This is a genomic window from Lactobacillus crispatus, assembly GCF_018987235.1.
Taxonomy (GTDB): domain Bacteria; phylum Bacillota; class Bacilli; order Lactobacillales; family Lactobacillaceae; genus Lactobacillus; species Lactobacillus crispatus.
On the sequence record NZ_CP072197.1, the window covers coordinates 76,149 to 102,675 of the forward strand.

The window sequence follows — 26,527 nt, forward strand, 5'->3', positions numbered from 1 at the left end:
AATTAAAACTTGTTCTTGTCCAAAACAACTGGAGAATCTGGCTTTTCACCATTGATCATCTTCAAGTTGTTGTCAAATGCCTTAACAACCATGTTACGTACAGCGTGGGTGGTGTAGAAGGCGGTGTGTGGAGTTACCAAAACGTTTGGACGATCAATTAAGTCAGCTAAACGCTTGTCTGGGAATTCTTTACCTTCCCAATCTTCGTTAAATACACCAACTTCGTCTTCGTAAGTATCCATAACAAAGCCAAAGATCTTACCTGAATCCAAACCGCGGATAACAGCGTCAGTGTCAACAAGTGGGCCACGTGAGCAGTTTACAATTACAACGCCATCTTTCATCTTGGCAATTGATTCGTCATTGATCATGTGTACATTTGCTGGAACATCTGGTACGTGAAGTGAAATTACATCAGCTTGCTTGTACAAGTCGTCAAGTGAGTCAACGTAGTAACCCTTCTTTTCGAGTTCTGGGTTCTTGAAGATATCGTAAGCAATAACCTTTGCGCCGAAACCTTCCATAATTCTCATAAATACTTGACCAATGTGACCAGTACCTACAACACCAACAACTTGGTCACGAACTTCACGACCAATAGTAGGTGCCCAACGTAAGTCGCGCTTAGCCATCTTTTCGTCCATACGCTTGTCTTGACGTAATACACGAGCAGCTTGGATTGCAGCATGTTCAGCAATAGCGTCAGGAGAGTATACAGGAACGTTAGTAATTTCAAAGCCAAGTTCCTTAGCCTTGTCCATGTCGATGTTGTCGACACCAACGTTACGTAATGACATCTTAGTTACGCCAGCGTCTGCCAATGCTTGAAGAGTTTCTGGGGTGTAGTCTAATTGTTGGTAAACAACAACACCGTCAGCACCCTTAGCTAACTTAGCAGTTTCAGGAGTCAAAAGCTTATCAGTGTAATCTACATCGATATCCTTGTGAGCATCCTTCCATTCGTTTAAGAATGGTTCTTCGTCTTTACGAATAGCGTAAGCAAAAATCTTTGTCATAAATTTAACCTCCGTAAAATTTATTAGTATGACCAGTCCTCATTATACGCTTTTACTTGCTCAACAAAACACAAAAGAACCATTTTTTTGTATAGATTTTAAGAAAAATAAAAGTCAAGTTTTACTCTGAGCAAAAAAGTTGCAATTTTTTCAAAAAAAGTTTATAGCCTAAAAATTGCAACTATTATTAACTGTTACCTAATCTCAATCCCATAGATATGAAAATTATTTTTGTATATAGCAATATTAGTGAAAGGTAGTATATGGATTTGTATAAGAGACGCATTTTCGTTATATAACCCAAGTTATATAATGGATTTTAAGTAGAGAAACAAACATAGCGGAGGAAAATTGAATATGCATTTTAAAGGAGAAAGCCAACAGCATTTCAGCCTAAGAAAGCTGACAATTGGTGTTGCTTCTGTAATAATCGGGACCACCTTTATGTTTTTTGGTGGTCATGCTGTTCATGCAGATGATTTAAGTAGAGATGCTGAGCAAACCAGCTCAGTTGTTCAAAAACAGAGTAGTGAGAAAATAGATGTAGATGCAGTCAAAGAAGCTGATAATGTTTCAAATCAAAGACAAGACTTACCCAGACGGTACTAAGAGTACCGCAACTGTTCCTGTAACTGTCATTGCACCAAATGTACCAGACGTTATCTACGTACCAAAGGGTGACAAGGTTCCAGACCCAAGTACTGTAGTTACTAACTCTAACGATATCAAGGACAAGATTCCTGACACGACTTACACTTGGAAAACTACTCCAGATACTCCAAATACTAAAGTAGTAATTAACTATAAGGCTAATAATCCTGGTACTCCAGATACCCCAGTTACTCCACCAGTGGATCCAGGCGATAATCCAGCAACCCCAGTTACCCCGCCTGTAAAGCCAGAGCAGAAGCCAACAACACCAACTCCTCATGCTACTAAGACACCAGCAAAGGATAATGGTGGCAAGAAGACAGTAGCTAGTGAGCAAAAATCTACTTTGCCACAAACGGGGAAGAAGGATAACGTTGCTTTGACTGCTATCGGTGTAGCTATTGCAGCTGCTGGAAGCTTATTAGGATTAGCAGATAGCAAGAAGCATAGATCTTAATTTGTAATATCTAATTTCTGTTTACTAAGAAGCAAGTTGACTCAAATAGGAGCTAGCTTGCTTTTTTGTCTAAAAGTTTAAGGATTTCTAAAGACAAAAAACAAATAGTGACGCATTGTCATAAAGCTGATATTATATACTCATAACAAAAATACAACGCATCAAATAGAGATGAATTGTAAGAAGGTAACAAATCTTCTAATTCCTTATTAATACATCCTATTGGGCCTTTATTAATTCATACATTGGGTATTGCTTTTTGCTGGTTGTCCCCTATACAACCGCGAAAGTTAAGATTGATAATAAGTCCATCCCCTTTTTGCGAAGGTAAAGAGTCAAGACCCCCTGCAACATCTCTTGCGTTGAATCTTTTGTTAATCTTGATAATTTATTTTCGCAACATTAGTGATGAGTAGGCTAATGTAAAAAAATCTCGTTATTCTCATTCAACACAACTCCCTTAAAAGGGCTGGTTTAGAAAAGTCATCTAAATCAGTCCTTTTTCTTTTTTTCGTTATAATTAAACTTGAGAACTAAAACAAAGGGGAAGAAAAATGATCTTAATTTCATGGAATATCGATTCATTAAATGCAGCTCTGACTGGTACTTCAGCTAGGGCGGAAGAAACGCAGCAAGTTTTAACTAAAATTCATGATGCCAATCCAGATATTATTGCGATTCAAGAAACTAAGCTGCGTGCAACTGGGCCAACTAAAAAACATAAAGAAGTGTTGGCTGAAAAGTTCCCTGAGTATGACTATGTTTGGCGCTCTTCAGAAGAACCAGCTAGAAAAGGCTATGCTGGTACAATGTATCTTTATAAGAAAGGATTAACTCCTGCAGTGTCTGAGCCGATTATTGGCGCCCCTGAGCCGATGGATCATGAGGGACGGATAATCACACTGGAATTTGATAAATGCTTTGTCACCCAGGTTTATACGCCAAATTCAGGCAGTGGTTTAAAGCGACTAGCTGAACGTCAAGTTTGGGACCAAAAGTATATTGAATATCTGCAAAAATTAGATGAAAAAAAGCCAGTTTTGGCAAGTGGCGATTATAATTGCGCTCACACAGAAATTGACTTAAAACATCCCGAAAATAATCATCACTCAGCAGGTTTTACTGATGAAGAAAGAGTCGACTTTACCAATTTGCTCAATGCTGGCTTTACCGATACCTTTAGAAAAGTTCATGGTGAGATTACTGGCGTATATTCTTGGTGGGCTCAACGTGTCAGAACCGCTAAGGCTAACAACTCTGGCTGGAGAATTGATTATTGGCTAGTAAGCAATCGCATTGCTGATAAGGTGGTCCGCTCAGAGATGATCGATACGGGCAAACGAGCAGACCACTGCCCAATTTTGCTTGAAATAAATCTTTAAATTGAAGCAAGCCCTAGTATAATTTCTTTTTGAAATGTTTTTATTTTGAAAAAGAAGTAGGGGTTGAAATTCTTTGAATAACGAGAAAAAAGAAGATTGGGCTTTGGAGCAGGATCTGAAGTACAATCGTCTGACAGCATTTAAGCTATTCGCGATGACTAGTTCAATGGTTATTTCTGTTGATGAACTCGCACCATTTGGTAAAACTGGAGCAACGGCACTGTTTTACTTGTTAATTGCTGGAATCGCTTGGTTTATCCCGATTACGCAAATGGCTGGAGAAATGGCCTCAATTGATGGCTGGGAAAAAGGCGGAATCTTCACTTGGGTGAAAGGATCTCTTGGAGACAAAACAGGCTGGACAGCAATGTTTTATCAATGGATTCATATTACTGTTGGTATGGATACGATGATGTATGTGATCATTGGGGCATTGTCTATCACATTTGGGACACCTTGGTTCAACACCACGCCAATCGTACGCTTCATTTTAATGATGGTTATTCTGTGGGGAGCAACAGCGATTCAGGTAATTGGTGTTAGAAAGATTGGTCGAATCGCTGAATGGCTGTTTATTCTGGGGATTGCGACACCAGTAATTTTATTGATTATTTCATTCTTCGTATATGTGATTCAGGGGCATCCCTTGCATATGACGATTAACTGGAATACTGTAATTCCACATAAATTGAATGGTAATACATTAGTTGCCTTTGTCCCATTTATGTTGGCCTTTTGTGGTGGGGAAGCTTCTGCACCGCACGTTAAAAACTTGGACCACATCAAGTCATACTCAAAAGTTATGCTTGGCTTAGCCGTTACTGCAATCTGCTTCGACTTGCTAGGTAGTATGGCAATTGGAATGACTGTGCCTAAGGATCAAATAGAGAACAGTACAGGCTTTGTTTATACCTATGGCAAGCTGTTAACGTCAATCGGGCTACCTGGTGATCTGTTGCAAAAAATTGTGGGTATAATGTTAGCCTGCGGTATTATTGGTGAGCTAGGCAACTGGATTGCTGGTCCTAATCAGGGAATGTATGAAGCGGCTAAAGAGGGCTATATGCCTAAGTTTTTTGCTAAAACCACTAAGCACGGCGTGCCATTAAGAATTATGGTTTTACAATCAAGTATCGTTACCATTTCTGCATTATTGATTACTTTTACCAGTGGTGCCGATGCCGATTTTGCGTTTAACGTTTCATTGGCCGCAACGACGGCGCAATATCTCATGGTTTATATGATTATGTTGATTGCTTACATGGTTTTGAAAAGAAAGCATGAAGATTATCACCGTATGTATTACATGAGCAAGAACCCTAATTTGAGTATTGCAATTGCGGTGCTTGCATTAATCATCACGGTTATAGCTTTCTTTGTAACTTTTGTTCCAGCACAAGGCACGCCAAGCAATTTGCGTCACGTTTATGTTTGGACCTTAATCGGCATGTGTGCCATTGTGTCGATTTTGCCACTTATTTTGTATCGCTGGCATGAAAAATGGCAATCACAATAGAATTAAGAAGCATTCGTTTTTCAAGACGGATGCTTTTTTAGTAGAATTTGAGAGAGGTGAATAAAATGGCGGATGCGATGAGGGATGCAATATTAAATGGTTTTGTTGATCAAAATTATTTAGGAAGTGAAGAATTAGGTCCTAAAATATTAGCTAATAATCAGCAAGAGAGAATCTGGCAGACTTTGCGCCAGGAATTGTATAGTTGCAAGTCCTTTACTTGGGCGGTTGCGTTTATTACGCAAGACATGCTAGTTCCGTTTAAGGTGATAATGGCAGATTTAGCGAAAAATGGAATTAGTGGCACGATTATTACTGGTGATTACTTGGGTTTTAACAATCCGCGTGTTTTTACGGAATTACAAAAGATTCCTAATTTAGAAGTTCGTATTGCTAATAAGGCAGGTTTCCATACTAAAGGATATTTATTTGATCATGAAAACTATCAAACTGTGATTATTGGCAGTGCTAATTTTACACGTTCAGCTCTGCTGGCTAACTATGAGTGGGCTTTGAAAGTAAGTTCAAAAAAGCAAGCAGATTTAACAGCTCAATTAGTGGATAAAATTGCAGATTTGAAACAGGATAGTTTTGTTTTAAATTCAGCCTGGCTAACAGATTATCGTAAAAATTGGGTAAAGCCTGAGCGAGTTGCTACTGATCGGCATCAGACAAAAATTTTACCAAATAAAATGCAAAAAGCGGCTTTAAAACAGATAGAGGCACTGGTTGCAAGTGGTGAAAAACGAGGGCTAGTAGTGTCAGCCACAGGAACGGGGAAAACTTATTTAGGTGCTTTTGCTGTTAAGAAATATCAGCCGCGGCGTTTTTTATACATTGTGCATCGTGAGCAAATTGCTAAAAAGTCATTAGAAAGTTTTTATCGTGTAATCGGTGGACCAAGATCGGATTGTGGCTTATTAACGGGAAATAGGCACAATTTACAGGCCAAGTATTTATTTGCGACGGTACAAACGATAAGTCAACCTGAGATGCTGGCTAATTTTAATAGCGACGAATTTGATTATATCTTGATTGATGAAGCACACAGGGCAGCTGCACCTTCGTATCAGCGCCTTTTACATTATTTTAAGCCCAATTTTTGGTTAGGAATGACGGCTACGCCTGAACGAATGGATGAGCAAAATGTTTATCAGATTTTTGACTACAATTTGGCATATGAAATTCGTTTGCGGGATGCACTGGAAGAGAAGATGCTGGCGCCATTTCATTATGTGGGTGTCCAGGATTATGAAGCAGACGGAGTAGTGATTGATGAAACAACAGATTTACGCTACCTAGCTTCTACATCTCGAGTAGACTATGTTTTAAAGGAATTAGACTATTACGGCTATTGTGGAACAAAGGCTAAAGGCTTGGTTTTCTGCAGTCGACAGGATGAAGCACGTGAATTAGCTCGGCTTTTTAGTCAAAAAGGACATCCCGCTGTAGCATTGACCAATGAGGATAATGAAAAAAGACGTAATGAAGTGGTTGCGTCTTTAGTTAAAGGTGAGATTGAGTATATTGTAGCGGTTGACTTGTTTAACGAAGGAATCGACATCCCTGCCTTGAATCAAATTGTGATGTTACGCAACACACAGTCGAGCATAGTGTTTATCCAGCAGTTAGGCCGGGGGCTTCGTAAATATCCTGGCAAAGATTTCACCGTTGTGCTAGATTTTATTGGCAATTATAAAAACAATTACATGATTCCGTTGGCACTGAATCAGGATACTTCTCGAAGCAAAGATCAAGCTAAACGAGAAACGCGTCTGCCAAGCTTTATTGATGTTTCAACGATTAACTTTAGTAAAATTGCCAGTGAAAAAATTTTGGCTTCGCTTGATAGTGTCAAGCTTGATGGGATGCGTGAATTGCGGCAGAGTTACCATGATCTCAAGAACAAACTAGGGCGTGTACCGCTACTATTTGATTTTTATCAATATGGCTCAGTTGCACCGATTGTTTTTGCACAAAATCATGGCTTGGCAAGCTATGCTGACTTTTTGGGTAAAATGGGCGAAGACGTTAATTTATCAAAATATGAAAATGAAGTGCTGTCTTTTGTGACTAAGGAATTACTTAATGGTAAAAGAATTCACGAGTTACTTTTGTTAGAGATGCTACTTGAACAAGATATTGTTAAGCAAGAAGATTATCTAGCTCAATTGAAACGACACCATGCTTATGTAAATGATGAATTGTTAGCTTCTGTTGATGCGATTTTATCGCTAGATTTTTTTGATATTAAGCAGGGAAAGACTACCAAAAAAGCACAATATGGTAAATTGCCGTTAGTTGAACGTAGCAATTTATTTGACTATCAATTGAATGGTTCTCTACGTTCTGCCCTAGATCAACATGATTTTAAGAATTTATTTGTTGATGCTATTAAAACTGGTTTGGCCTTAAATCAGGAATATGATAATCAGCGTCAATTTACTTTATATCAGCAATATGATCGTAAGGACGCTTGTCGACTCTTGAACTGGCCTAAGGATGTTTCGGCCCCGATGTATGGCTATCGTGTTGGTGAGCAGGACACACCAATCTTCATCACTTATCATAAAGATGATCATGAAAAGCGGAATGCTCTGTATCGTAATACATTGGCTGATGGGCGCAGTTTGCGCTGGTATACTAGGGTGCCACGGCATTTAGATTCTGATGAGGTACAGCGTTTGCTTAATACGCGAGGGATGAATTTGCATATATTTGTTAAAAGAAGCGATGCAGATGGTAAGCAGTTCTTTTATTTAGGCAAGGCAAAGATTCAAGCTGATTCTGTTCGCGAAGAATTGCTCGGTGTTAAGAAAAAGCCAGCTGTAGGGATGAACTTAATGTTGAAACATCCACTGAGTGAGTCAATGCATGAGTTATTATTTGAATAGACCAAAAAAAGCCTTTCCGCTTAGGAAAAGCTTTTTTAATTGCCGCTAATATTAATTAGATCTTGGTCATCTTGGTTATTATCCTTATCAAACATTCTAGGCTTGATGTGATCTAGAATCTTAGTCCCGATATTTTTCTGAGCAGTTTCATCACCGCTAACCTGGTTTAAAAACATAATTATTCCATATCGATTATCTGTAGTCATTTTGATCCAATTACCAAAATGAGTGTTGCTTAAGCTACCATAAGCAGATTTAGTATGGTCATCATCTAAATGAAGCCCTCCAGAATAATTAGTGGTTGCACTTTTAAGATGAGTTAAGTAATAGAAATCGGATTTGCTTAAGATACTACCATTGGTTAAGCCAAGCTGGATCTTGTAATAATCCATTGGGGTAGTGAACATATTGCCTGCGCCTGGAAGCTGGGAGGCAAGAGTCTTTTTAACGTATTCAGCGTCTTGGTAATTTTTACCATTATTCCAGACGTAAGAGATAGGATCGGTTTTCCAACTAGGAATATCCTGATAAAGGAATGTATTAGCAAGCCCTAATTTGTTAATGATGCGATTATTGAAATTGTTTTCGTAGGATTGTCCGCTGATTTTAATAATAATTCCGGCTAATAAAAGATAGTTGGTATTATTGTAGAAGTAGGTTCCTGGTGTCCCTTGAGTGCCGTTATTAGTATTATCAATAGCCCAATTGATGGCATCATTCTCACTTAAAACTTTTCCGCGATCCAATTCAGTATTGGTTGCTTGAATGCCAGAAGTATGGGTCATTAACTGTCCAATAGTAATATTATCGGCGTTTTTAAGATTAGGGTACCAACGTGAAATTTTGGTGTTTTGCGTAAATTTTTGACTAGTGTGCCAGTTTTCATTCATCAGCTGAATTATCATTGCTGCTGTAACAACTTTTTGCAAAGAAGCAGTTGGATAAACTACGTTGTCGTTCCCATTACCAACTTTTTTACCGTACCAAGCGTAGCCATAGCTGATTTGTTGCGGCTGACCGTTTTTGATAATGACGATACTACCGCGAGTATTGTTTTGAGCCAAAGTATTGCGGACAAAATTTCGCATTTCGGTTTTAGAGTATGAACTGGCTTGAACTTGTGGTGGTTCAGTGATCGCAAATGCAGGAACTGTCGTTAGCAGCGCAGCGGTAGCTAGTCCAATAATTGATTTTTTCAAAATTTAAAAGGCCTTCCTTAAAAAGTGGTTTGTTTACATTTTAGCGCGTTCTTTGCATCGGACAAACTATTATTTTGGTGAAAAGACGTATTTTTAGCTAGCTTGTTGAAAAAGTGCGGCTAATTTTGCTCTGAGTGCGGGATCATGAGCGTATAAATAGGTACCGCGGATTCCTCGCTTGAATAGAACGTTGAGTGAATTCATGACCATCTTCTCTTCATATTCTATTTTTTCTTTTGAGTTGGTTAGATCATTACGCTTTTTGAACATCTCAACATCTGTAATTTTGTCTAAATTAACTTTAAGTTGATTGGTGCCGGGAATCAGGCTGATTGGTGGACCGATAATGATGCCAGCATAATTTAGGTCAAAACCTTGGCAAGTATAGATAGAACCAACTTCATTGATTGTTGTAGGAATTTCTGCCCAAGGAGTTGATGTGTAGTTGTATTGATCCCATGGCAGCATGAATTTCCCTTCTTTAATGTAATGTTTGCCACCATCAAGAGTAGATGGATAGCCGGAAGTTGAAAGAATTCTTGCCAGGCCGTCTGTTTGATTTCTCTTGACGATTTCTTGCCGCATTTTTTCTGCATCAGTAAAAATACGAAAGTCGTAGTTGTGCCACATTTCTTTTTTTAAGGGCATTAATTTATTATGTGTAAAAAAGTTAAACCATTCTATTAGACTATCTGGTGCCATCATTCTAAATTGATGATGTAGTTGATAGTCTTCGTGGGGATAATGATGAGTAATTGCTTCAAGTCGCTTACGTGTCCAGAAGCTTTTCATTCGTAAAACTTGGTTTTCATCAAATACCAAAATGACAACTTTTGACCGCTTAATAACCTCCTCTAATTGGTTATCGTGATAAAAGTTGTTGTAGTGATCAGGCTGAGATAAGAGCAAGTGTGCTTCATCAATGACGACAACATCAGCACTGGTTTGTTTTTTGTCCATCTGATTAATAAATGAAGTTGGCCGCATATAATTTTTCTTATATAGTTCTTTAATTGGCCCAGCAATCTGCTTATAGACTTTTAGCAGTTCAGGGTGATTTACTAAAAAGTAGTTTTGAGTTTTATACAGTTGGCTGCCTGTTTGGTGGTTTAATTTTTGCAACTGATCAAAAAGGGCAGAAAGCACTACACTTTTACCAGTACCTGCTTCGCCATAAATAGTGAAAACAGCAGGATGATTTTTATTGCTGCAATGTGTAATCGAAAAATGTAAAATTTTTTGTACGAGAAGTGATTGCTCTTGGTTGAGCTGATGGTAAGGAGAGAGTTTAAAACTTGCTTGATTATTCAATATTTATTCACCTCGTTTTCAATTATAATGAATAGAAATAATAATGATAAAGGAAGAAAAAATGACTGCACAAAAAATAATTCACGATCAGCTATTTTTAAGACAAAAATCTGATTTAGCTGGTAAAAATGATTTACAAGTTGCGATAAACTTGCGTGATACGCTACTAGCTAATCGTGGGAAAGCTGCGGGGCTGGCTGCAAATATGATTGGTCAGACTAAACAAATTATTGCGTTTTATGCTGGCCCGCTTCCATTTGTAATGCTGAATCCGCGTATTATTCAAAAAAAGCAGATGTATCTTGCTAGTGAGGGATGTCTGTCACTAGAAGGCGAGCGTAATGTTCAGCGCTATGAAGAAATTACTGTTACTTATCAGAATATGGAGTTAGAAACAGTAACGCAAACTTTTGGTGACTTTATAGCTGAAACGATTCAGCATGAAATTGATCATTGCAATGGAATTTTGATTTGAATAGTAGAATATTTACGTGATTTTGCAAAAAAAGTAAAAAAATTTAAATTAATTTTGCATGGTTTCAGGAATGAAAATCCACAATTTTCGAATAATTAGATTTGAGAGAATAAAATACTTTTTAATTTAATGCAAAGATAAAGGAAAATATATTACAACACTACCTAGTGTATCGTGAAGAACCCGAACGAAGAGCAAGACTTGCCAAAGCGGAGAAAATAAGGTAAATTAATAAAGTCGCTTCGAGAGATGCGACGAGAGCTTAAAAACAGACATGTAAGGAAAGAAAACAAATAAAAAGAAAAAAAGTACTTGCAAAGAAGTAAATAAGCTGGTAATATATTTAAATGTCGTCAGGTGAAAGCAGAAAAAGCTTGAGCAAGACGAAAAAACAAATCAAAAAGTTCTTGACAAAGAAATGATGGTTTGATAAAATATAAAAGCTGTCTGCTTTACAAAAAGCAAGACAGAGGTAGTACTTTGAAAACTGAACAAAGTTTCGCTAAAAGTGTGCGGGTGTAAAAACCCAAACAAGAAGCGAAGTCAATTCGCAAGCAATAAATTTGAGACAAAGATCTTAAATAAGGAATGAGCAATCATTCAAACTTTTTAAAATGAGAGTTTGATCCTGGCTCAGGACGAACGCTGGCGGCGTGCCTAATACATGCAAGTCGAGCGAGCGGAACTAACAGATTTACTTCGGTAATGACGTTAGGAAAGCGAGCGGCGGATGGGTGAGTAACACGTGGGGAACCTGCCCCATAGTCTGGGATACCACTTGGAAACAGGTGCTAATACCGGATAAGAAAGCAGATCGCATGATCAGCTTTTAAAAGGCGGCGTAAGCTGTCGCTATGGGATGGCCCCGCGGTGCATTAGCTAGTTGGTAAGGTAAAGGCTTACCAAGGCGATGATGCATAGCCGAGTTGAGAGACTGATCGGCCACATTGGGACTGAGACACGGCCCAAACTCCTACGGGAGGCAGCAGTAGGGAATCTTCCACAATGGACGCAAGTCTGATGGAGCAACGCCGCGTGAGTGAAGAAGGTTTTCGGATCGTAAAGCTCTGTTGTTGGTGAAGAAGGATAGAGGTAGTAACTGGCCTTTATTTGACGGTAATCAACCAGAAAGTCACGGCTAACTACGTGCCAGCAGCCGCGGTAATACGTAGGTGGCAAGCGTTGTCCGGATTTATTGGGCGTAAAGCGAGCGCAGGCGGAAGAATAAGTCTGATGTGAAAGCCCTCGGCTTAACCGAGGAACTGCATCGGAAACTGTTTTTCTTGAGTGCAGAAGAGGAGAGTGGAACTCCATGTGTAGCGGTGGAATGCGTAGATATATGGAAGAACACCAGTGGCGAAGGCGGCTCTCTGGTCTGCAACTGACGCTGAGGCTCGAAAGCATGGGTAGCGAACAGGATTAGATACCCTGGTAGTCCATGCCGTAAACGATGAGTGCTAAGTGTTGGGAGGTTTCCGCCTCTCAGTGCTGCAGCTAACGCATTAAGCACTCCGCCTGGGGAGTACGACCGCAAGGTTGAAACTCAAAGGAATTGACGGGGGCCCGCACAAGCGGTGGAGCATGTGGTTTAATTCGAAGCAACGCGAAGAACCTTACCAGGTCTTGACATCTAGTGCCATTTGTAGAGATACAAAGTTCCCTTCGGGGACGCTAAGACAGGTGGTGCATGGCTGTCGTCAGCTCGTGTCGTGAGATGTTGGGTTAAGTCCCGCAACGAGCGCAACCCTTGTTATTAGTTGCCAGCATTAAGTTGGGCACTCTAATGAGACTGCCGGTGACAAACCGGAGGAAGGTGGGGATGACGTCAAGTCATCATGCCCCTTATGACCTGGGCTACACACGTGCTACAATGGGCAGTACAACGAGAAGCGAGCCTGCGAAGGCAAGCGAATCTCTGAAAGCTGTTCTCAGTTCGGACTGCAGTCTGCAACTCGACTGCACGAAGCTGGAATCGCTAGTAATCGCGGATCAGCACGCCGCGGTGAATACGTTCCCGGGCCTTGTACACACCGCCCGTCACACCATGGGAGTCTGCAATGCCCAAAGCCGGTGGCCTAACCTTCGGGAAGGAGCCGTCTAAGGCAGGGCAGATGACTGGGGTGAAGTCGTAACAAGGTAGCCGTAGGAGAACCTGCGGCTGGATCACCTCCTTTCTAAGGAAGCGAAGGATATGGAGAGCAGGAATGCTAAGAGAAGTATCCAGAGCAAGCGGAAGCACACTGAGAAACTTTGTTTAGTTTTGAGGGTAGTACCTCAAAAAGAGCTAGTACATTGAAAACTGAATATAATCCAAGCAAAAAACCGAGACAATCAAAGAGAACAGATTGTAGAGCGACCGAGAAGAGAATTCTTGAGTAAGGTCAAGTAGAAAAGGGCGCACGGTGAATGCCTAGGCACTAACAGCCGAAGAAGGACGTGACGAACTACGAAAAGCTTCGGGGAGCGGTAAGTACGCAGTGATCCGGAGATATCCGAATGGGGGAACCCAATGCAGAGATGCATTATTGATTAGTGAATAGATAGCTAATCAAAGGAAGACGCAGTGAACTGAAACATCTAAGTAGCTGCAGGAAGAGAAAGAAAGATCGATTTCCTTAGTAGCGGCGAGCGAAGAGGAAAGAGCCCAAACCAAGTGATTTATCATTTGGGGTTGTAGGACTGCGACGTGGCAGTGTAAGAGATAGTTGAATTATCTGGGAAGGTAAGCCAGAGAGGGTGAGAGCCCCGTAAGCGAAATCTCAAGCACGCCTAGCAGAATCCTGAGTAGGCCGGGACACGAGGAATCCCGGTTGAAACCGCGAGGACCATCTCGCAAGGCTAAATACTAGTTAGTGACCGATAGTGAACCAGTACCGTGAGGGAAAGGTGAAAAGAACCCCGGAAGGGGAGTGAAAAAGAACCTGAAACCGTGTGTCTACAAGTAGTCAAAGCACATTAAAGTGCAATGGCGTGCCTTTTGTAGAATGAACCGGCGAGTTACGTTATCTAGCGAGGTTAAGTCAGAAAAGACGGAGCCGGAGCGAAAGCGAGTCTTAATAGGGCGAAAAGTTAGGTGACGTAGACCCGAAACCAAGTGACCTACCCATGACCAGGCTGAAGGTGTGGTAAAACGCACTGGAGGGCCGAACCCACGTAAGTTAAAAATTGCGGGGATGAGTTGTGGGTAGCGGTGAAATTCCAAACGAACTTGGAGATAGCTGGTTCTCTCCGAAATAGCTTTAGGGCTAGCCTCGTGGAGAGGATAATGGAGGTAGAGCTCTGTTTGGACTAGGGGCCCGTCAGGGGTTACTGAATCCAGATAAACTACGAATTCCAGATATCCATACACGGGAGTCAGACTGCGAGTGATAAGATCCGTAGTCGAAAGGGAAACAGCCCAGATCACCAGTTAAGGTCCCCAAATCTATGCTAAGTGGAAAAGGATGTGGAGTTGCGTAGACAACTAGGACGTTGGCTCAGAAGCAGCCATCATTCAAAGAGTGCGTAATAGCTCACTAGTCGAGTGGCGCTGCGCCGAAAATTTACCGGGGCTAAGCATAGTACCGAAACTGTGGATGTGTTTTAAAGAGCACGTGGTAGGAGAGCGTTCTAAGGGCGGAGAAGTTGAATCGAGAGGATCAATGGAGCGCTTAGAAGTGAGAATGCCGGTATGAGTAGCGAAAGATAGGTGAGAATCCTATCCGCCGAAAGACTAAGGTTTCCTGGGGCAGGCTCGTCCGCCCAGGGTAAGTCGGGACCTAAGGCAAGGCCGAGAGGCGTAGTCGATGGATAACAGGTAGAGATTCCTGTACTGTGTCAAATCGTTAAGAGCGAAGGAGGGACGCAGGAGGTGAAGCACGCATCGCGATGGAACGATGTTCAAGCAACAAGTGCGGTTAAGAGTCAAATGCTTCTAACCAGCAACACGAGTTGTGAAGAGGAGTGAATTAAAAGTAGCGAAGGTGTGGTAATCACACTGCCAAGAAAAGCTTCTAGCCAGAGATGACATACCCGTACCGCAAACCGACACAGGTAGTCGAGTGGAGAACACTAAGGTGAGCGAGAGAACTCTCGTTAAGGAACTCGGCAAAATGACCCCGTAACTTCGGAAGAAGGGGTGCTAGCCAAGAGATTGGTTAGCCGCAGTGAATAGGCCCAAACAACTGTTTATCAAAAACACAGGTCTCTGCAAAATCGTAAGATGACGTATAGAGGCTGACACCTGCCCGGTGCTGGAAGGTTAAGAGGAGAGCTTAGCGTAAGCGAAGGTTTGAATTGAAGCCCCAGTAAACGGCGGCCGTAACTATAACGGTCCTAAGGTAGCGAAATTCCTTGTCGGGTAAGTTCCGACCTGCACGAAAGGTGTAATGATTTGGGCACTGTCTCAACGAGAGACTCGGTGAAATTATAATACCCGTGAAGATGCGGGTTACCCGCGACAGGACGGAAAGACCCCATGGAGCTTCACTGTAGCTTGATATTGAGTATCTTTTAAACATGTACAGGATAGGTAGGAGCCAGAGAAGATAGGACGCTAGTCTTATTGGAGGCAATGTTGGGATACTACCCTTGTTTGAAGGATGCTCTAACCTCGACCTGTAAGCCAGGCCAGGGACAGTGTCAGGTGGGCAGTTTGACTGGGGCGGTCGCCTCCTAAAGTGTAACGGAGGCGCTCAAAGGTTCCCTCAGAATGGTTGGAAATCATTCGCAGAGTGTAAAGGTATAAGGGAGCTTGACTGCGAGAGAGACAACTCGAGCAGGTAGGAAACTAGGACTTAGTGATCTGGTGGTACCGTATGGAAGGGCCATCACTCAACGGATAAAAGCTACCCTGGGGATAACAGGCTTATCTCCCCCAAGAGTTCACATCGACGGGGAGGTTTGGCACCTCGATGTCGGCTCGTCGCATCCTGGGGCTGAAGTCGGTCCCAAGGGTTGGGCTGTTCGCCCATTAAAGCGGCACGCGAGCTGGGTTCAGAACGTCGTGAGACAGTTCGGTCCCTATCCGTCGTGGGCGTAGGAAATTTGAGAGGAGCTGTCCTTAGTACGAGAGGACCGGGATGGACGCACCGCTGGTGTACCAGTTGTTCCGCCAGGAGCATCGCTGGGTAGCTATGTGCGGAAGGGATAAGCGCTGAAAGCATCTAAGTGCGAAGCCCCCCTCAAGATGAGATTTCCTTTGCGTAAGCAGTAAGACACCTCAGAGACGATGAGGTAGATAGGCTGGGAGTGGAAGTCCTGTGAAGGATGGAGCGGACCAGTACTAATCAGTCGAGGACTTGACCAAAGCGAAGCAAACTGGAAGGTTTTTTGCGAGAAGGATTATGTTTAGTTTTGAGTGTAAAAGCTCAAAAGAGTACGGTGGCGAAAGCAAGAAGGATACACCTGTTCCCATGCCGAACACAGAAGTTAAGCTTCTTAACGCCGAAAGTAGTTGGTGGGCAACTGCCTGCGAGGAAAGGAAGCTGCCGTGCTCTTTTTTAATATTCCGGCTTAGCTCAGTTGGTAGAGCGCTTGACTGTTAATCAAGATGTCGTCAGTTCGAGTCTGACAGCCGGAGTAAAGGGAAGAAGGAAGCGGAAGGCTTCCTTTTTTTGTGCCTTTTGGGTATGTTAAAAGGTTAATTAGGCTAAGCAAGCATGACTTGAGGGTCAAATTTAATATAATCATTAATAGAAGACATAGCACAACTCCTAAATAGCTTAATTGAATTGATTACGGAGACTATGCTCTCTTTTTAAGTGCATAAAAATCTTATAGATAGATTATTATAAATATTCAACGACAGTAAAATTAGGTAAGCAATCTATATCTAGGAATCTGTTGGGGTTCTGATTGTAGTAGGCTAATTATACAAAAATGAGTTAACAAAATTCTGATCAGAATTAGTACGGTTGAGATTGAAAAAATAACTGGTAATTATTACTGTATCTCCTTGTAATTAGGTAGCAATGCTATTTTTTACTTCTAAAATATAATTAAACCGGTCAGACAATTCGTATTGACCTGAATTTAGATAAACAGTTATAACAAAACTATGTGTGCAAAGCAGATGACAGGGACTTTTAATTGATCTCGTATGTTGGAGCGCGCTGTGTTGACTATTTGTTCTAAGTGAACAGATGACAAGCATGCCTCTATCTAAGTACCAAGATCTAGGAAATTCATTCTGAAGTGGTTAATATGTGTCAATATGTCGCACAAAGGTAACTATGAATTACAGCAACATAAGAGAAATTTGAAAAATAGTTTTTAAATTGTGGCTTGTTATTAGTGAAAATGATAAATTAAATATTATTTTGGCAGAAAATACAGCTTAATAACAAAAAATAAAAATATTTTTTGCTTACCTTTAAAAATATAGTTCGAGATTTATAAAGTTTTTAACGAGTTAAGGTGATATTTCTATAATTGAAAGCAGATTCTACTAATGTAATTGCTACAATCAGAATAAATATTTCATAAAAACACATAGAACCCGAACGAAGAGCAAGACTTGCCAAAGCGGAGAAAATAAGGTAAATTAATAAAGTCGCTTCGAGAGATGCGACGAGAGCTTAAAAACAGACATGTAAGGAAAGAAAACAAATAAAAAGAAAAAAAGTACTTGCAAAGAAGTAAATAAGCTGGTAATATATTTAAATGTCGTCAGGTGAAAGCAGAAAAAGCTTGAGCAAGACGAAAAAACAAATCAAAAAGTTCTTGACAAAGAAATGATGGTTTGATAAAATATAAAAGCTGTCTGCTTTACAAAAAGCAAGACAGAGGTAGTACTTTGAAAACTGAACAAAGTTTCGCTAAAAGTGTGCGGGTGTAAAAACCCAAACAAGAAGCGAAGTCAATTCGCAAGCAATAAATTTGAGACAAAGATCTTAAATAAGGAATGAGCAATCATTCAAACTTTTTAAAATGAGAGTTTGATCCTGGCTCAGGACGAACGCTGGCGGCGTGCCTAATACATGCAAGTCGAGCGAGCGGAACTAACAGATTTACTTCGGTAATGACGTTAGGAAAGCGAGCGGCGGATGGGTGAGTAACACGTGGGGAACCTGCCCCATAGTCTGGGATACCACTTGGAAACAGGTGCTAATACCGGATAAGAAAGCAGATCGCATGATCAGCTTTTAAAAGGCGGCGTAAGCTGTCGCTATGGGATGGCCCCGCGGTGCATTAGCTAGTTGGTAAGGTAAAGGCTTACCAAGGCGATGATGCATAGCCGAGTTGAGAGACTGATCGGCCACATTGGGACTGAGACACGGCCCAAACTCCTACGGGAGGCAGCAGTAGGGAATCTTCCACAATGGACGCAAGTCTGATGGAGCAACGCCGCGTGAGTGAAGAAGGTTTTCGGATCGTAAAGCTCTGTTGTTGGTGAAGAAGGATAGAGGTAGTAACTGGCCTTTATTTGACGGTAATCAACCAGAAAGTCACGGCTAACTACGTGCCAGCAGCCGCGGTAATACGTAGGTGGCAAGCGTTGTCCGGATTTATTGGGCGTAAAGCGAGCGCAGGCGGAAGAATAAGTCTGATGTGAAAGCCCTCGGCTTAACCGAGGAACTGCATCGGAAACTGTTTTTCTTGAGTGCAGAAGAGGAGAGTGGAACTCCATGTGTAGCGGTGGAATGCGTAGATATATGGAAGAACACCAGTGGCGAAGGCGGCTCTCTGGTCTGCAACTGACGCTGAGGCTCGAAAGCATGGGTAGCGAACAGGATTAGATACCCTGGTAGTCCATGCCGTAAACGATGAGTGCTAAGTGTTGGGAGGTTTCCGCCTCTCAGTGCTGCAGCTAACGCATTAAGCACTCCGCCTGGGGAGTACGACCGCAAGGTTGAAACTCAAAGGAATTGACGGGGGCCCGCACAAGCGGTGGAGCATGTGGTTTAATTCGAAGCAACGCGAAGAACCTTACCAGGTCTTGACATCTAGTGCCATTTGTAGAGATACAAAGTTCCCTTCGGGGACGCTAAGACAGGTGGTGCATGGCTGTCGTCAGCTCGTGTCGTGAGATGTTGGGTTAAGTCCCGCAACGAGCGCAACCCTTGTTATTAGTTGCCAGCATTAAGTTGGGCACTCTAATGAGACTGCCGGTGACAAACCGGAGGAAGGTGGGGATGACGTCAAGTCATCATGCCCCTTATGACCTGGGCTACACACGTGCTACAATGGGCAGTACAACGAGAAGCGAGCCTGCGAAGGCAAGCGAATCTCTGAAAGCTGTTCTCAGTTCGGACTGCAGTCTGCAACTCGACTGCACGAAGCTGGAATCGCTAGTAATCGCGGATCAGCACGCCGCGGTGAATACGTTCCCGGGCCTTGTACACACCGCCCGTCACACCATGGGAGTCTGCAATGCCCAAAGCCGGTGGCCTAACCTTCGGGAAGGAGCCGTCTAAGGCAGGGCAGATGACTGGGGTGAAGTCGTAACAAGGTAGCCGTAGGAGAACCTGCGGCTGGATCACCTCCTTTCTAAGGAAGCGAAGGATATGGAGAGCAGGAATGCTAAGAGAAGTATCCAGAGCAAGCGGAAGCACACTGAGAAACTTTGTTTAGTTTTGAGGGTAGTACCTCAAAGATTTGAAAAACGCCAAGCGTTAGTCGGGCCTATAGCTCAGCTGGTTTAGAGCGCACGCCTGATAAGCGTGAGGTCGATGGTTCAAGTCCATTTAGGCCCATTGACATAACGAGGAAAAAGAGTTAAAGTTATGTCTGGCCGAAAATAAAATACTCTGGGGGCTTAGCTCAGTTGGGAGAGCACCTGCTTTGCACGCAGGAGGTCATCGGTTCGAACCCGTTAGCCTCCATTGATCCAGAAAAAGGATCAAAGAGCTAGTACATTGAAAACTGAATATAATCCAAGCAAAAAACCGAGACAATCAAAGAGAACAGATTGTAGAGCGACCGAGAAGAGAATTCTTGAGTAAGGTCAAGTAGAAAAGGGCGCACGGTGAATGCCTAGGCACTAACAGCCGAAGAAGGACGTGACGAACTACGAAAAGCTTCGGGGAGCGGTAAGTACGCAGTGATCCGGAGATATCCGAATGGGGGAACCCAATGCAGAGATGCATTATTGATTAGTGAATAGATAGCTAATCAAAGGAAGACGCAGTGAACTGAAACATCTAAGTAGCTGCAGGAAGAGAAAGAAAGATCGATTTCCTTAGTAGCGGCGAGCGAAGAGGAAAGAGCCCAAACCAAGTGATTTATCATTTGGGGTTGTAGGACTGCGACGTGGCAGTGTAAGAGATAGTTGAATTATCTGGGAAGGTAAGCCAGAGAGGGTGAGAGCCCCGTAAGCGAAATCTCAAGCACGCCTAGCAGAATCCTGAGTAGGCCGGGACACGAGGAATCCCGGTTGAAACCGCGAGGACCATCTCGCAAGGCTAAATACTAGTTAGTGACCGATAGTGAACCAGTACCGTGAGGGAAAGGTGAAAAGAACCCCGGAAGGGGAGTGAAAAAGAACCTGAAACCGTGTGTCTACAAGTAGTCAAAGCACATTAAAGTGCAATGGCGTGCCTTTTGTAGAATGAACCGGCGAGTTACGTTATCTAGCGAGGTTAAGTCAGAAAAGACGGAGCCGGAGCGAAAGCGAGTCTTAATAGGGCGAAAAGTTAGGTGACGTAGACCCGAAACCAAGTGACCTACCCATGACCAGGCTGAAGGTGTGGTAAAACGCACTGGAGGGCCGAACCCACGTAAGTTAAAAATTGCGGGGATGAGTTGTGGGTAGCGGTGAAATTCCAAACGAACTTGGAGATAGCTGGTTCTCTCCGAAATAGCTTTAGGGCTAGCCTCGTGGAGAGGATAATGGAGGTAGAGCTCTGTTTGGACTAGGGGCCCGTCAGGGGTTACTGAATCCAGATAAACTACGAATTCCAGATATCCATACACGGGAGTCAGACTGCGAGTGATAAGATCCGTAGTCGAAAGGGAAACAGCCCAGATCACCAGTTAAGGTCCCCAAATCTATGCTAAGTGGAAAAGGATGTGGAGTTGCGTAGACAACTAGGACGTTGGCTCAGAAGCAGCCATCATTCAAAGAGTGCGTAATAGCTCACTAGTCGAGTGGCGCTGCGCCGAAAATTTACCGGGGCTAAGCATAGTACCGAAACTGTGGATGTGTTTTAAAGAGCACGTGGTAGGAGAGCGTTCTAAGGGCGGAGAAGTTGAATCGAGAGGATCAATGGAGCGCTTAGAAGTGAGAATGCCGGTATGAGTAGCGAAAGATAGGTGAGAATCCTATCCGCCGAAAGACTAAGGTTTCCTGGGGCAGGCTCGTCCGCCCAGGGTAAGTCGGGACCTAAGGCAAGGCCGAGAGGCGTAGTCGATGGATAACAGGTAGAGATTCCTGTACTGTGTCAAATCGTTAAGAGCGAAGGAGGGACGCAGGAGGTGAAGCACGCATCGCGATGGAACGATGTTCAAGCAACAAGTGCGGTTAAGAGTCAAATGCTTCTAACCAGCAACACGAGTTGTGAAGAGGAGTGAATTAAAAGTAGCGAAGGTGTGGTAATCACACTGCCAAGAAAAGCTTCTAGCCAGAGATGACATACCCGTACCGCAAACCGACACAGGTAGTCGAGTGGAGAACACTAAGGTGAGCGAGAGAACTCTCGTTAAGGAACTCGGCAAAATGACCCCGTAACTTCGGAAGAAGGGGTGCTAGCCAAGAGATTGGTTAGCCGCAGTGAATAGGCCCAAACAACTGTTTATCAAAAACACAGGTCTCTGCAAAATCGTAAGATGACGTATAGAGGCTGACACCTGCCCGGTGCTGGAAGGTTAAGAGGAGAGCTTAGCGTAAGCGAAGGTTTGAATTGAAGCCCCAGTAAACGGCGGCCGTAACTATAACGGTCCTAAGGTAGCGAAATTCCTTGTCGGGTAAGTTCCGACCTGCACGAAAGGTGTAATGATTTGGGCACTGTCTCAACGAGAGACTCGGTGAAATTATAATACCCGTGAAGATGCGGGTTACCCGCGACAGGACGGAAAGACCCCATGGAGCTTCACTGTAGCTTGATATTGAGTATCTTTTAAACATGTACAGGATAGGTAGGAGCCAGAGAAGATAGGACGCTAGTCTTATTGGAGGCAATGTTGGGATACTACCCTTGTTTGAAGGATGCTCTAACCTCGACCTGTAAGCCAGGCCAGGGACAGTGTCAGGTGGGCAGTTTGACTGGGGCGGTCGCCTCCTAAAGTGTAACGGAGGCGCTCAAAGGTTCCCTCAGAATGGTTGGAAATCATTCGCAGAGTGTAAAGGTATAAGGGAGCTTGACTGCGAGAGAGACAACTCGAGCAGGTAGGAAACTAGGACTTAGTGATCTGGTGGTACCGTATGGAAGGGCCATCACTCAACGGATAAAAGCTACCCTGGGGATAACAGGCTTATCTCCCCCAAGAGTTCACATCGACGGGGAGGTTTGGCACCTCGATGTCGGCTCGTCGCATCCTGGGGCTGAAGTCGGTCCCAAGGGTTGGGCTGTTCGCCCATTAAAGCGGCACGCGAGCTGGGTTCAGAACGTCGTGAGACAGTTCGGTCCCTATCCGTCGTGGGCGTAGGAAATTTGAGAGGAGCTGTCCTTAGTACGAGAGGACCGGGATGGACGCACCGCTGGTGTACCAGTTGTTCCGCCAGGAGCATCGCTGGGTAGCTATGTGCGGAAGGGATAAGCGCTGAAAGCATCTAAGTGCGAAGCCCCCCTCAAGATGAGATTTCCTTTGCGTAAGCAGTAAGACACCTCAGAGACGATGAGGTAGATAGGCTGGGAGTGGAAGTCCTGTGAAGGATGGAGCGGACCAGTACTAATCAGTCGAGGACTTGACCAAAGCGAAGCAAACTGGAAGGTTTTTTGCGAGAAGGATTATGTTTAGTTTTGAGTGTAAAAGCTCAAAAGAGTACGGTGGCGAAAGCAAGAAGGATACACCTGTTCCCATGCCGAACACAGAAGTTAAGCTTCTTAACGCCGAAAGTAGTTGGTGGGCAACTGCCTGCGAGGAAAGGAAGCTGCCGTGCTCTTTTTTAATATTCCGGCTTAGCTCAGTTGGTAGAGCGCTTGACTGTTAATCAAGATGTCGTCAGTTCGAGTCTGACAGCCGGAGTAAAGGGAAGAAGGAAGCGGAAGGCTTCCTTTTTTTGTGCCTTTTGGGTATGTTAAAAGGTTAATTAGGCTACTATTATTGGATATTCATTTATCATTTAAAATTGATCTGGGTGCCGTTAATCGGATTAATAGGCTATGTAATTAGGTTATATCACCGATTATTGCCACAGAATAAAAAATCTTCAAATTATAAGAATATCGGTATTATATCAGTTTACAAAGTAATATTTATAATGTTTGTATGTGTTAAACGCAATCAATTATATGATTATAATGTAATCATCAGTAATTAAAGACTGTAGTTGAATCAAATAATTAACTCAGCGTATAAAATGCTGAGTTAGACAAAAAAACAACGAGCAATTCTCTCGTTGTTTTATGGATTCATTTTGATCAAATTTTTAGTTTATCTTTAGTTGTAAATACCAACTTGATTAATGTGGGCCAATTCCAGAACTGGAGATTGAGCGAGGTCCAAACTAACATCACAGCCAGCATGGATACCATTATTTTCGCCATTAAGCCAGTGGGTATTATTAGTTACGTCATAGACAGTACCATTAAATGCAATATAAGCTGGACGTCCATTTTTACCATTGTAATTTGATAGAGTTTCTTTAGTAAATTTTCTCATATAAGAAGCTCCTTTCTAATAAGATCTTGATATATTAATGGTAACACTGTGTCACCTTATAGCAAGAGATACGAAGGAGTCTTATGCCTTTCTTATGAAAGATGACCACGCCACCCAGCAATATCCCAATCTAGAAAGTCATAATTAAGCTTTTTACCATAAATTTTCTCGTAGACAGCAACTTTTTGTCGGTAGTCGAGTTCCATCATCTTATGAGCGTTTTCGTTGGCGTTTAGAGAAACGTCAGGGAAGATTGGTGGTAAAACATGGACAATATATTTGGTCTCATAAAAATTAGGATCTTTCTTTTCGATTTTAGGTAGATCCTTAATCTCGACAAAAGTGGAGACTACCGGTACATTTTGTTTAGCCGCAAAATAATAGGCACCACGTTGTAATTTGCGAGGCTTGCGATAATTCCACCACATCTCCTGTTCTGGATAAATTAAAACCCAATTATTTTTAGCTAAAGCTGCACTGAGGTGCTTAGGAAATTCATTTCCAATATAGCTAGGACTCTGAACTAGTGGAATAGTGCCAACATAATTCATTAAATAGCGGAAAAAATCCCGGTAGCATTAGGTTAGTATCTTCAATTACAATTGAAAGCTGATGGTGCATCTTGTTAGCGAGCAGCTTCATTGGTAAAGAATTAACCTGATTGTAGTGGTTAGAAGTTAAAATTGCGCCACCAATAGGTAAATTATTTAGGTTCTCTAAACCTACAAATTCAGTTGATCCAGCTAATGCTCTGGATAAAGTACCAAATAAGAGATGTCCAATACGATTATTAAGCTTACTTGAAAAAGTGTTACGCTTATTCCAATAATCATTGACCAATTTAAGGCGCTGATCTAGGGACATTTGGGGATCGCCGATTTCTACTTTTGCTGTGAAGTTGCGTTCATTAGCAGCTTTTTTTATATTTTTAATACGCGTGGTGCTAGTTAAATCGTTTTAGTTAATAAAAAAGTCCAATCTTGTTAGACTCGACTTGTAAATAGTAATAATAGAAAAGAGTCTGATCTGATTGAACTGCCTTAAGCTTAAGCGTTTTAGCCACCATTTACAAGTTAGTTTTAAAGATTTAGTGATAATTTGTCGGCACTGGTATCGTTTGTATGCACCGGCTGAGTTTACTCATCGGCGAAATATTGATCAAATTAAAACTACGGACAGTCTGATTTTGGCTTTACTTATCTGGCAAGCTAAGACAGGAATTGAATCACAAAGAAGATTCTGTGAATGTTTCAATTGTTTATCACACTCACGTTTTAATCGGCGTTCACGTCAGCTATTGCAATTGATTTATCAGATACGGCAAGAAATGAATAAAAAGGTTGACCTGAATGGACATTTCTTGATCATTGACAGCTTTCCGGTACCTGTTTGCCAACCAATTCGCAACTATCGTGCTAAAATTTTTCGCGGTTATGCCAACATTGGTTATAAGGCCACCAAGAAAATTTACTTCTATGGTTTCAAAGTTCATGCCATTGTTAGCGATGACGGTTACATTCTTGATTATGTCGTAACAAAAGCATCAGTTCATGATGCCAAGGAGACAGTTGAACTGATGGAAAATGCACATCCATCTAATTACTATCTTCTTGGCGACGAAGGCTATTTAGGCAAAGAACTGCATCAACAGCTAAAACAAATGGGTTATGAACTTTGGACACCATATCGTAAAAATATGACAGGAGCTAAAAAGCACAATGATCATCAATTGATGGCTATTCGCAGAACAATTGAAAGCGACTTTTCGCTTCTGACCTATTACAATGCCGAGAACAATCGAGCACGTAGTCTGATAGGCTTTCAAAGCCGGTTGGAAATTGCAATTTTAGCTTATAATTTGGCTTATTGTCTAGAACGATTTAACTAGCACCACGCGTATTTTTAATCACTGCCTCACGATTATCGCCAAAAATCATAGTGTTACTGCCTCTCGTTTCTTAACTTTTGCCCAATTATTAGGATCTTGCTCAGTTTTGTCTTCCTTAGCAAGCATATGATCCAATTTTTCGCGGTCTGCTGCACGCTCGTCATCAGTATAATTATTGAGTTCGTTCTTTAATTCATCGAAAAACTGCGTTTGTTTGGCACTATCCCAGAAGTACTGTGCATATTGGACATTAGCAAAATGCCATGGCTTAAAGAAAAGATTATAGTGAATCAGACCAGGATTAGTTAAAGGTTCAGTGTTTTCATTTGGCATAGCATCCCAGCGAGGATTTAAGTGCAAAATTCTGCCTTCCCCGATTTCATTTAAATAGTCTTGATCAGGAGCAATACAATCAAAATGATACTTTTCTAAAAGTGTCATAAAATGGTCAATAAAATGTTCAGCGCGAAAGGCCCTAGCATTCATGACGAGCATGCCAGAGTTAATGTATTTCTTGGGGTCAAGTGCCAGGACATTTTTGATGTATTTTATCATCTTGTCTACATATTGAATTGAGGAGTCGGTGCAAGCAGCAAATAAATTATCACCCAATTCGGAGTTGTATAGTTTAGCAAGATCGTCGTTTACAATTGTGTCGCTATCAATATAGATCACCTTATCATATTCGGGGAAAAGTTCTGGAATAAAGAGGCGATAAAAAATCGACATGGTAAAAAAGTCAGCGCGAAGAAAGTTTTCCTTACGATTTTGAATAGGTTGTACAAGTTGATTATCAATATGGAAAAACTTCACATGAACGTTTGAACTGCTAAGATCAGACAAAGCTTTTTGATGCTTTGATGAGAGATCTTGATTTAAAAAGTAAACAGTATAATCCTTATTTGGATCTGTATGTTTGACTAAAGAATTAAGAGAAACAGCAGCGTATTTGGTAAAGTCATCGCTGATACTGTAAAAAATAGGAATTGTCATAAAA

12 protein-coding genes, 4 tRNA genes, 6 rRNA genes and 1 pseudogene are annotated in these 26,527 nt (G+C 42.1%); 17 read left to right on the top strand and 6 right to left on the bottom strand.

Translation table 11 applies throughout. The annotated features are described in order from the left end of the window. Positions 1–2: 2 nt before the first annotated feature. On the bottom strand, positions 3–1,016 hold the full coding sequence (locus tag J6L97_RS00375; protein WP_057726850.1) for a D-2-hydroxyacid dehydrogenase: 1,014 nt from the start codon (positions 1,014–1,016) through the stop codon (positions 3–5). 357 nt (positions 1,017–1,373) lie between these two features. On the opposite strand from J6L97_RS00375, the gene J6L97_RS00380 reads away from it, so the two are divergent. From J6L97_RS00380 to J6L97_RS00400, 5 genes are all read left to right on the top strand, one after another. Beyond that, on the top strand, positions 1,374–1,625 hold the full coding sequence (locus tag J6L97_RS00380; protein WP_005720610.1) for a YSIRK-type signal peptide-containing protein: 252 nt from the start codon (positions 1,374–1,376) through the stop codon (positions 1,623–1,625). Next, a complete protein-coding gene (locus J6L97_RS11190; RefSeq protein ID WP_054832922.1) occupies positions 1,585–2,124 on the top strand; it encodes an LPXTG cell wall anchor domain-containing protein in 540 nt (179 codons plus the stop codon). The genes J6L97_RS00380 and J6L97_RS11190 overlap by 41 nt, the downstream gene beginning before the upstream one ends. 554 nt (positions 2,125–2,678) lie before the next feature. Then, positions 2,679–3,506: an exodeoxyribonuclease III gene (locus tag J6L97_RS00390; protein ID WP_057726849.1), complete on the top strand. Its 828-nt coding sequence runs from the start codon at positions 2,679–2,681 to the stop codon at positions 3,504–3,506. Positions 3,507–3,579: 73 nt separating this feature from the next. After that, entirely contained in the window at positions 3,580–5,022 is a 1,443-nt protein-coding gene (locus J6L97_RS00395) for an amino acid permease (RefSeq protein WP_005720607.1), read from the top strand. A 65-nt stretch (positions 5,023–5,087) separates the two neighbouring features. Next, complete coding sequence (locus tag J6L97_RS00400; protein ID WP_057726848.1) at positions 5,088–7,916, top strand: DEAD/DEAH box helicase; 2,829 nt, start codon at positions 5,088–5,090, stop codon at positions 7,914–7,916. Between the two features lie 35 nt (positions 7,917–7,951). Here J6L97_RS00400 and J6L97_RS00405 read toward each other — a convergent pair whose 3' ends face one another. Both J6L97_RS00405 and J6L97_RS00410 read right to left on the bottom strand, forming a co-directional pair. Further along, positions 7,952–9,004, bottom strand: coding sequence for a serine hydrolase domain-containing protein (locus J6L97_RS00405; RefSeq protein WP_005721937.1), 1,053 nt, complete (start codon positions 9,002–9,004; stop codon positions 7,952–7,954). 204 nt (positions 9,005–9,208) lie between these two features. After that, positions 9,209–10,426, bottom strand: coding sequence for a DUF2075 domain-containing protein (locus tag J6L97_RS00410; protein WP_057726847.1), 1,218 nt, complete (start codon positions 10,424–10,426; stop codon positions 9,209–9,211). A 61-nt stretch (positions 10,427–10,487) separates the two neighbouring features. Between J6L97_RS00410 and J6L97_RS00415 the strand changes: the two genes are divergently transcribed. From J6L97_RS00415 to J6L97_RS00465, 11 genes are all read left to right on the top strand, one after another. After that, on the top strand, positions 10,488–10,901 hold the full coding sequence (locus tag J6L97_RS00415; RefSeq protein ID WP_005723569.1) for a peptide deformylase: 414 nt from the start codon (positions 10,488–10,490) through the stop codon (positions 10,899–10,901). 610 nt (positions 10,902–11,511) lie between these two features. Continuing rightward, a 16S ribosomal RNA gene (locus J6L97_RS00420) occupies positions 11,512–13,075 on the top strand. A gap of 205 nt (positions 13,076–13,280) precedes the next feature. Next, a 23S ribosomal RNA gene (locus J6L97_RS00425) occupies positions 13,281–16,188 on the top strand. Positions 16,189–16,258: 70 nt separating this feature from the next. Continuing rightward, positions 16,259–16,375, top strand: a 5S ribosomal RNA gene (rrf, locus tag J6L97_RS00430). 13 nt (positions 16,376–16,388) lie between these two features. Continuing rightward, positions 16,389–16,461 (top strand) — tRNA-Asn (locus J6L97_RS00435). A 1,345-nt stretch (positions 16,462–17,806) separates the two neighbouring features. Continuing rightward, positions 17,807–19,370: ribosomal RNA gene (locus J6L97_RS00440) — 16S ribosomal RNA — on the top strand. A 131-nt stretch (positions 19,371–19,501) separates the two neighbouring features. Next, positions 19,502–19,576, top strand: a tRNA-Ile gene (locus J6L97_RS00445). Between the two features lie 56 nt (positions 19,577–19,632). Continuing rightward, positions 19,633–19,705 (top strand) — tRNA-Ala (locus J6L97_RS00450). Positions 19,706–19,825: 120 nt separating this feature from the next. Next, positions 19,826–22,733 (top strand): 23S ribosomal RNA (locus J6L97_RS00455). 70 nt (positions 22,734–22,803) lie between these two features. Next, a 5S ribosomal RNA gene (gene rrf, locus J6L97_RS00460) occupies positions 22,804–22,920 on the top strand. Together the 16S, 23S and 5S rRNA genes with 4 tRNA genes alongside form the textbook arrangement of a ribosomal RNA operon. A gap of 13 nt (positions 22,921–22,933) precedes the next feature. Further along, a tRNA-Asn gene (locus J6L97_RS00465) sits at positions 22,934–23,006 on the top strand. Positions 23,007–23,420: 414 nt separating this feature from the next. On the opposite strand, the gene J6L97_RS00470 is transcribed toward J6L97_RS00465, so the two are convergent. Together J6L97_RS00470 and J6L97_RS00475 are read right to left on the bottom strand one after the other, a co-directional pair. After that, on the bottom strand, positions 23,421–23,642 hold the full coding sequence (locus tag J6L97_RS00470) for a cytochrome b5-like heme/steroid binding domain-containing protein (RefSeq protein ID WP_005726080.1): 222 nt from the start codon (positions 23,640–23,642) through the stop codon (positions 23,421–23,423). 92 nt (positions 23,643–23,734) lie between these two features. Then, positions 23,735–24,575, bottom strand: a pseudogene (locus J6L97_RS00475) (lysophospholipid acyltransferase family protein). 97 nt (positions 24,576–24,672) lie between these two features. Here J6L97_RS00475 and J6L97_RS00480 point away from each other — a divergent pair. Then, a complete protein-coding gene (locus J6L97_RS00480) occupies positions 24,673–25,530 on the top strand; it encodes an IS982 family transposase (protein ID WP_118992340.1) in 858 nt (285 codons plus the stop codon). Between the two features lie 45 nt (positions 25,531–25,575). On the opposite strand, the gene J6L97_RS00485 is transcribed toward J6L97_RS00480, so the two are convergent. Next, positions 25,576–26,523: a glycosyltransferase family 8 protein gene (locus tag J6L97_RS00485; RefSeq protein ID WP_057726590.1), complete on the bottom strand. Its 948-nt coding sequence runs from the start codon at positions 26,521–26,523 to the stop codon at positions 25,576–25,578. Positions 26,524–26,527 lie beyond the last annotated feature (4 nt).

Bases quoted from the DNA above. Each gene is read 5' to 3' on its own strand.
- J6L97_RS00375 (WP_057726850.1), bottom strand. From the start codon at position 1,016: ATGACAAAGATTTTTGCTTACGCTATTCGTAAAGACGAAGAACCATTC.
- J6L97_RS00380 (WP_005720610.1), top strand. From the start codon at position 1,374: ATGCATTTTAAAGGAGAAAGCCAACAGCATTTCAGCCTAAGAAAGCTG.
- J6L97_RS11190 (WP_054832922.1), top strand. From the start codon at position 1,585: ATGTTTCAAATCAAAGACAAGACTTACCCAGACGGTACTAAGAGTACC.
- J6L97_RS00390 (WP_057726849.1), top strand. From the start codon at position 2,679: ATGATCTTAATTTCATGGAATATCGATTCATTAAATGCAGCTCTGACT.
- J6L97_RS00400 (WP_057726848.1), top strand. From the start codon at position 5,088: ATGGCGGATGCGATGAGGGATGCAATATTAAATGGTTTTGTTGATCAA.
- J6L97_RS00405 (WP_005721937.1), bottom strand. From the start codon at position 9,004: ATGCGAAATTTTGTCCGCAATACTTTGGCTCAAAACAATACTCGCGGT.
- J6L97_RS00415 (WP_005723569.1), top strand. From the start codon at position 10,488: ATGACTGCACAAAAAATAATTCACGATCAGCTATTTTTAAGACAAAAA.
- J6L97_RS00470 (WP_005726080.1), bottom strand. From the start codon at position 23,642: ATGAGAAAATTTACTAAAGAAACTCTATCAAATTACAATGGTAAAAAT.
- J6L97_RS00485 (WP_057726590.1), bottom strand. From the start codon at position 26,523: ATGACAATTCCTATTTTTTACAGTATCAGCGATGACTTTACCAAATAC.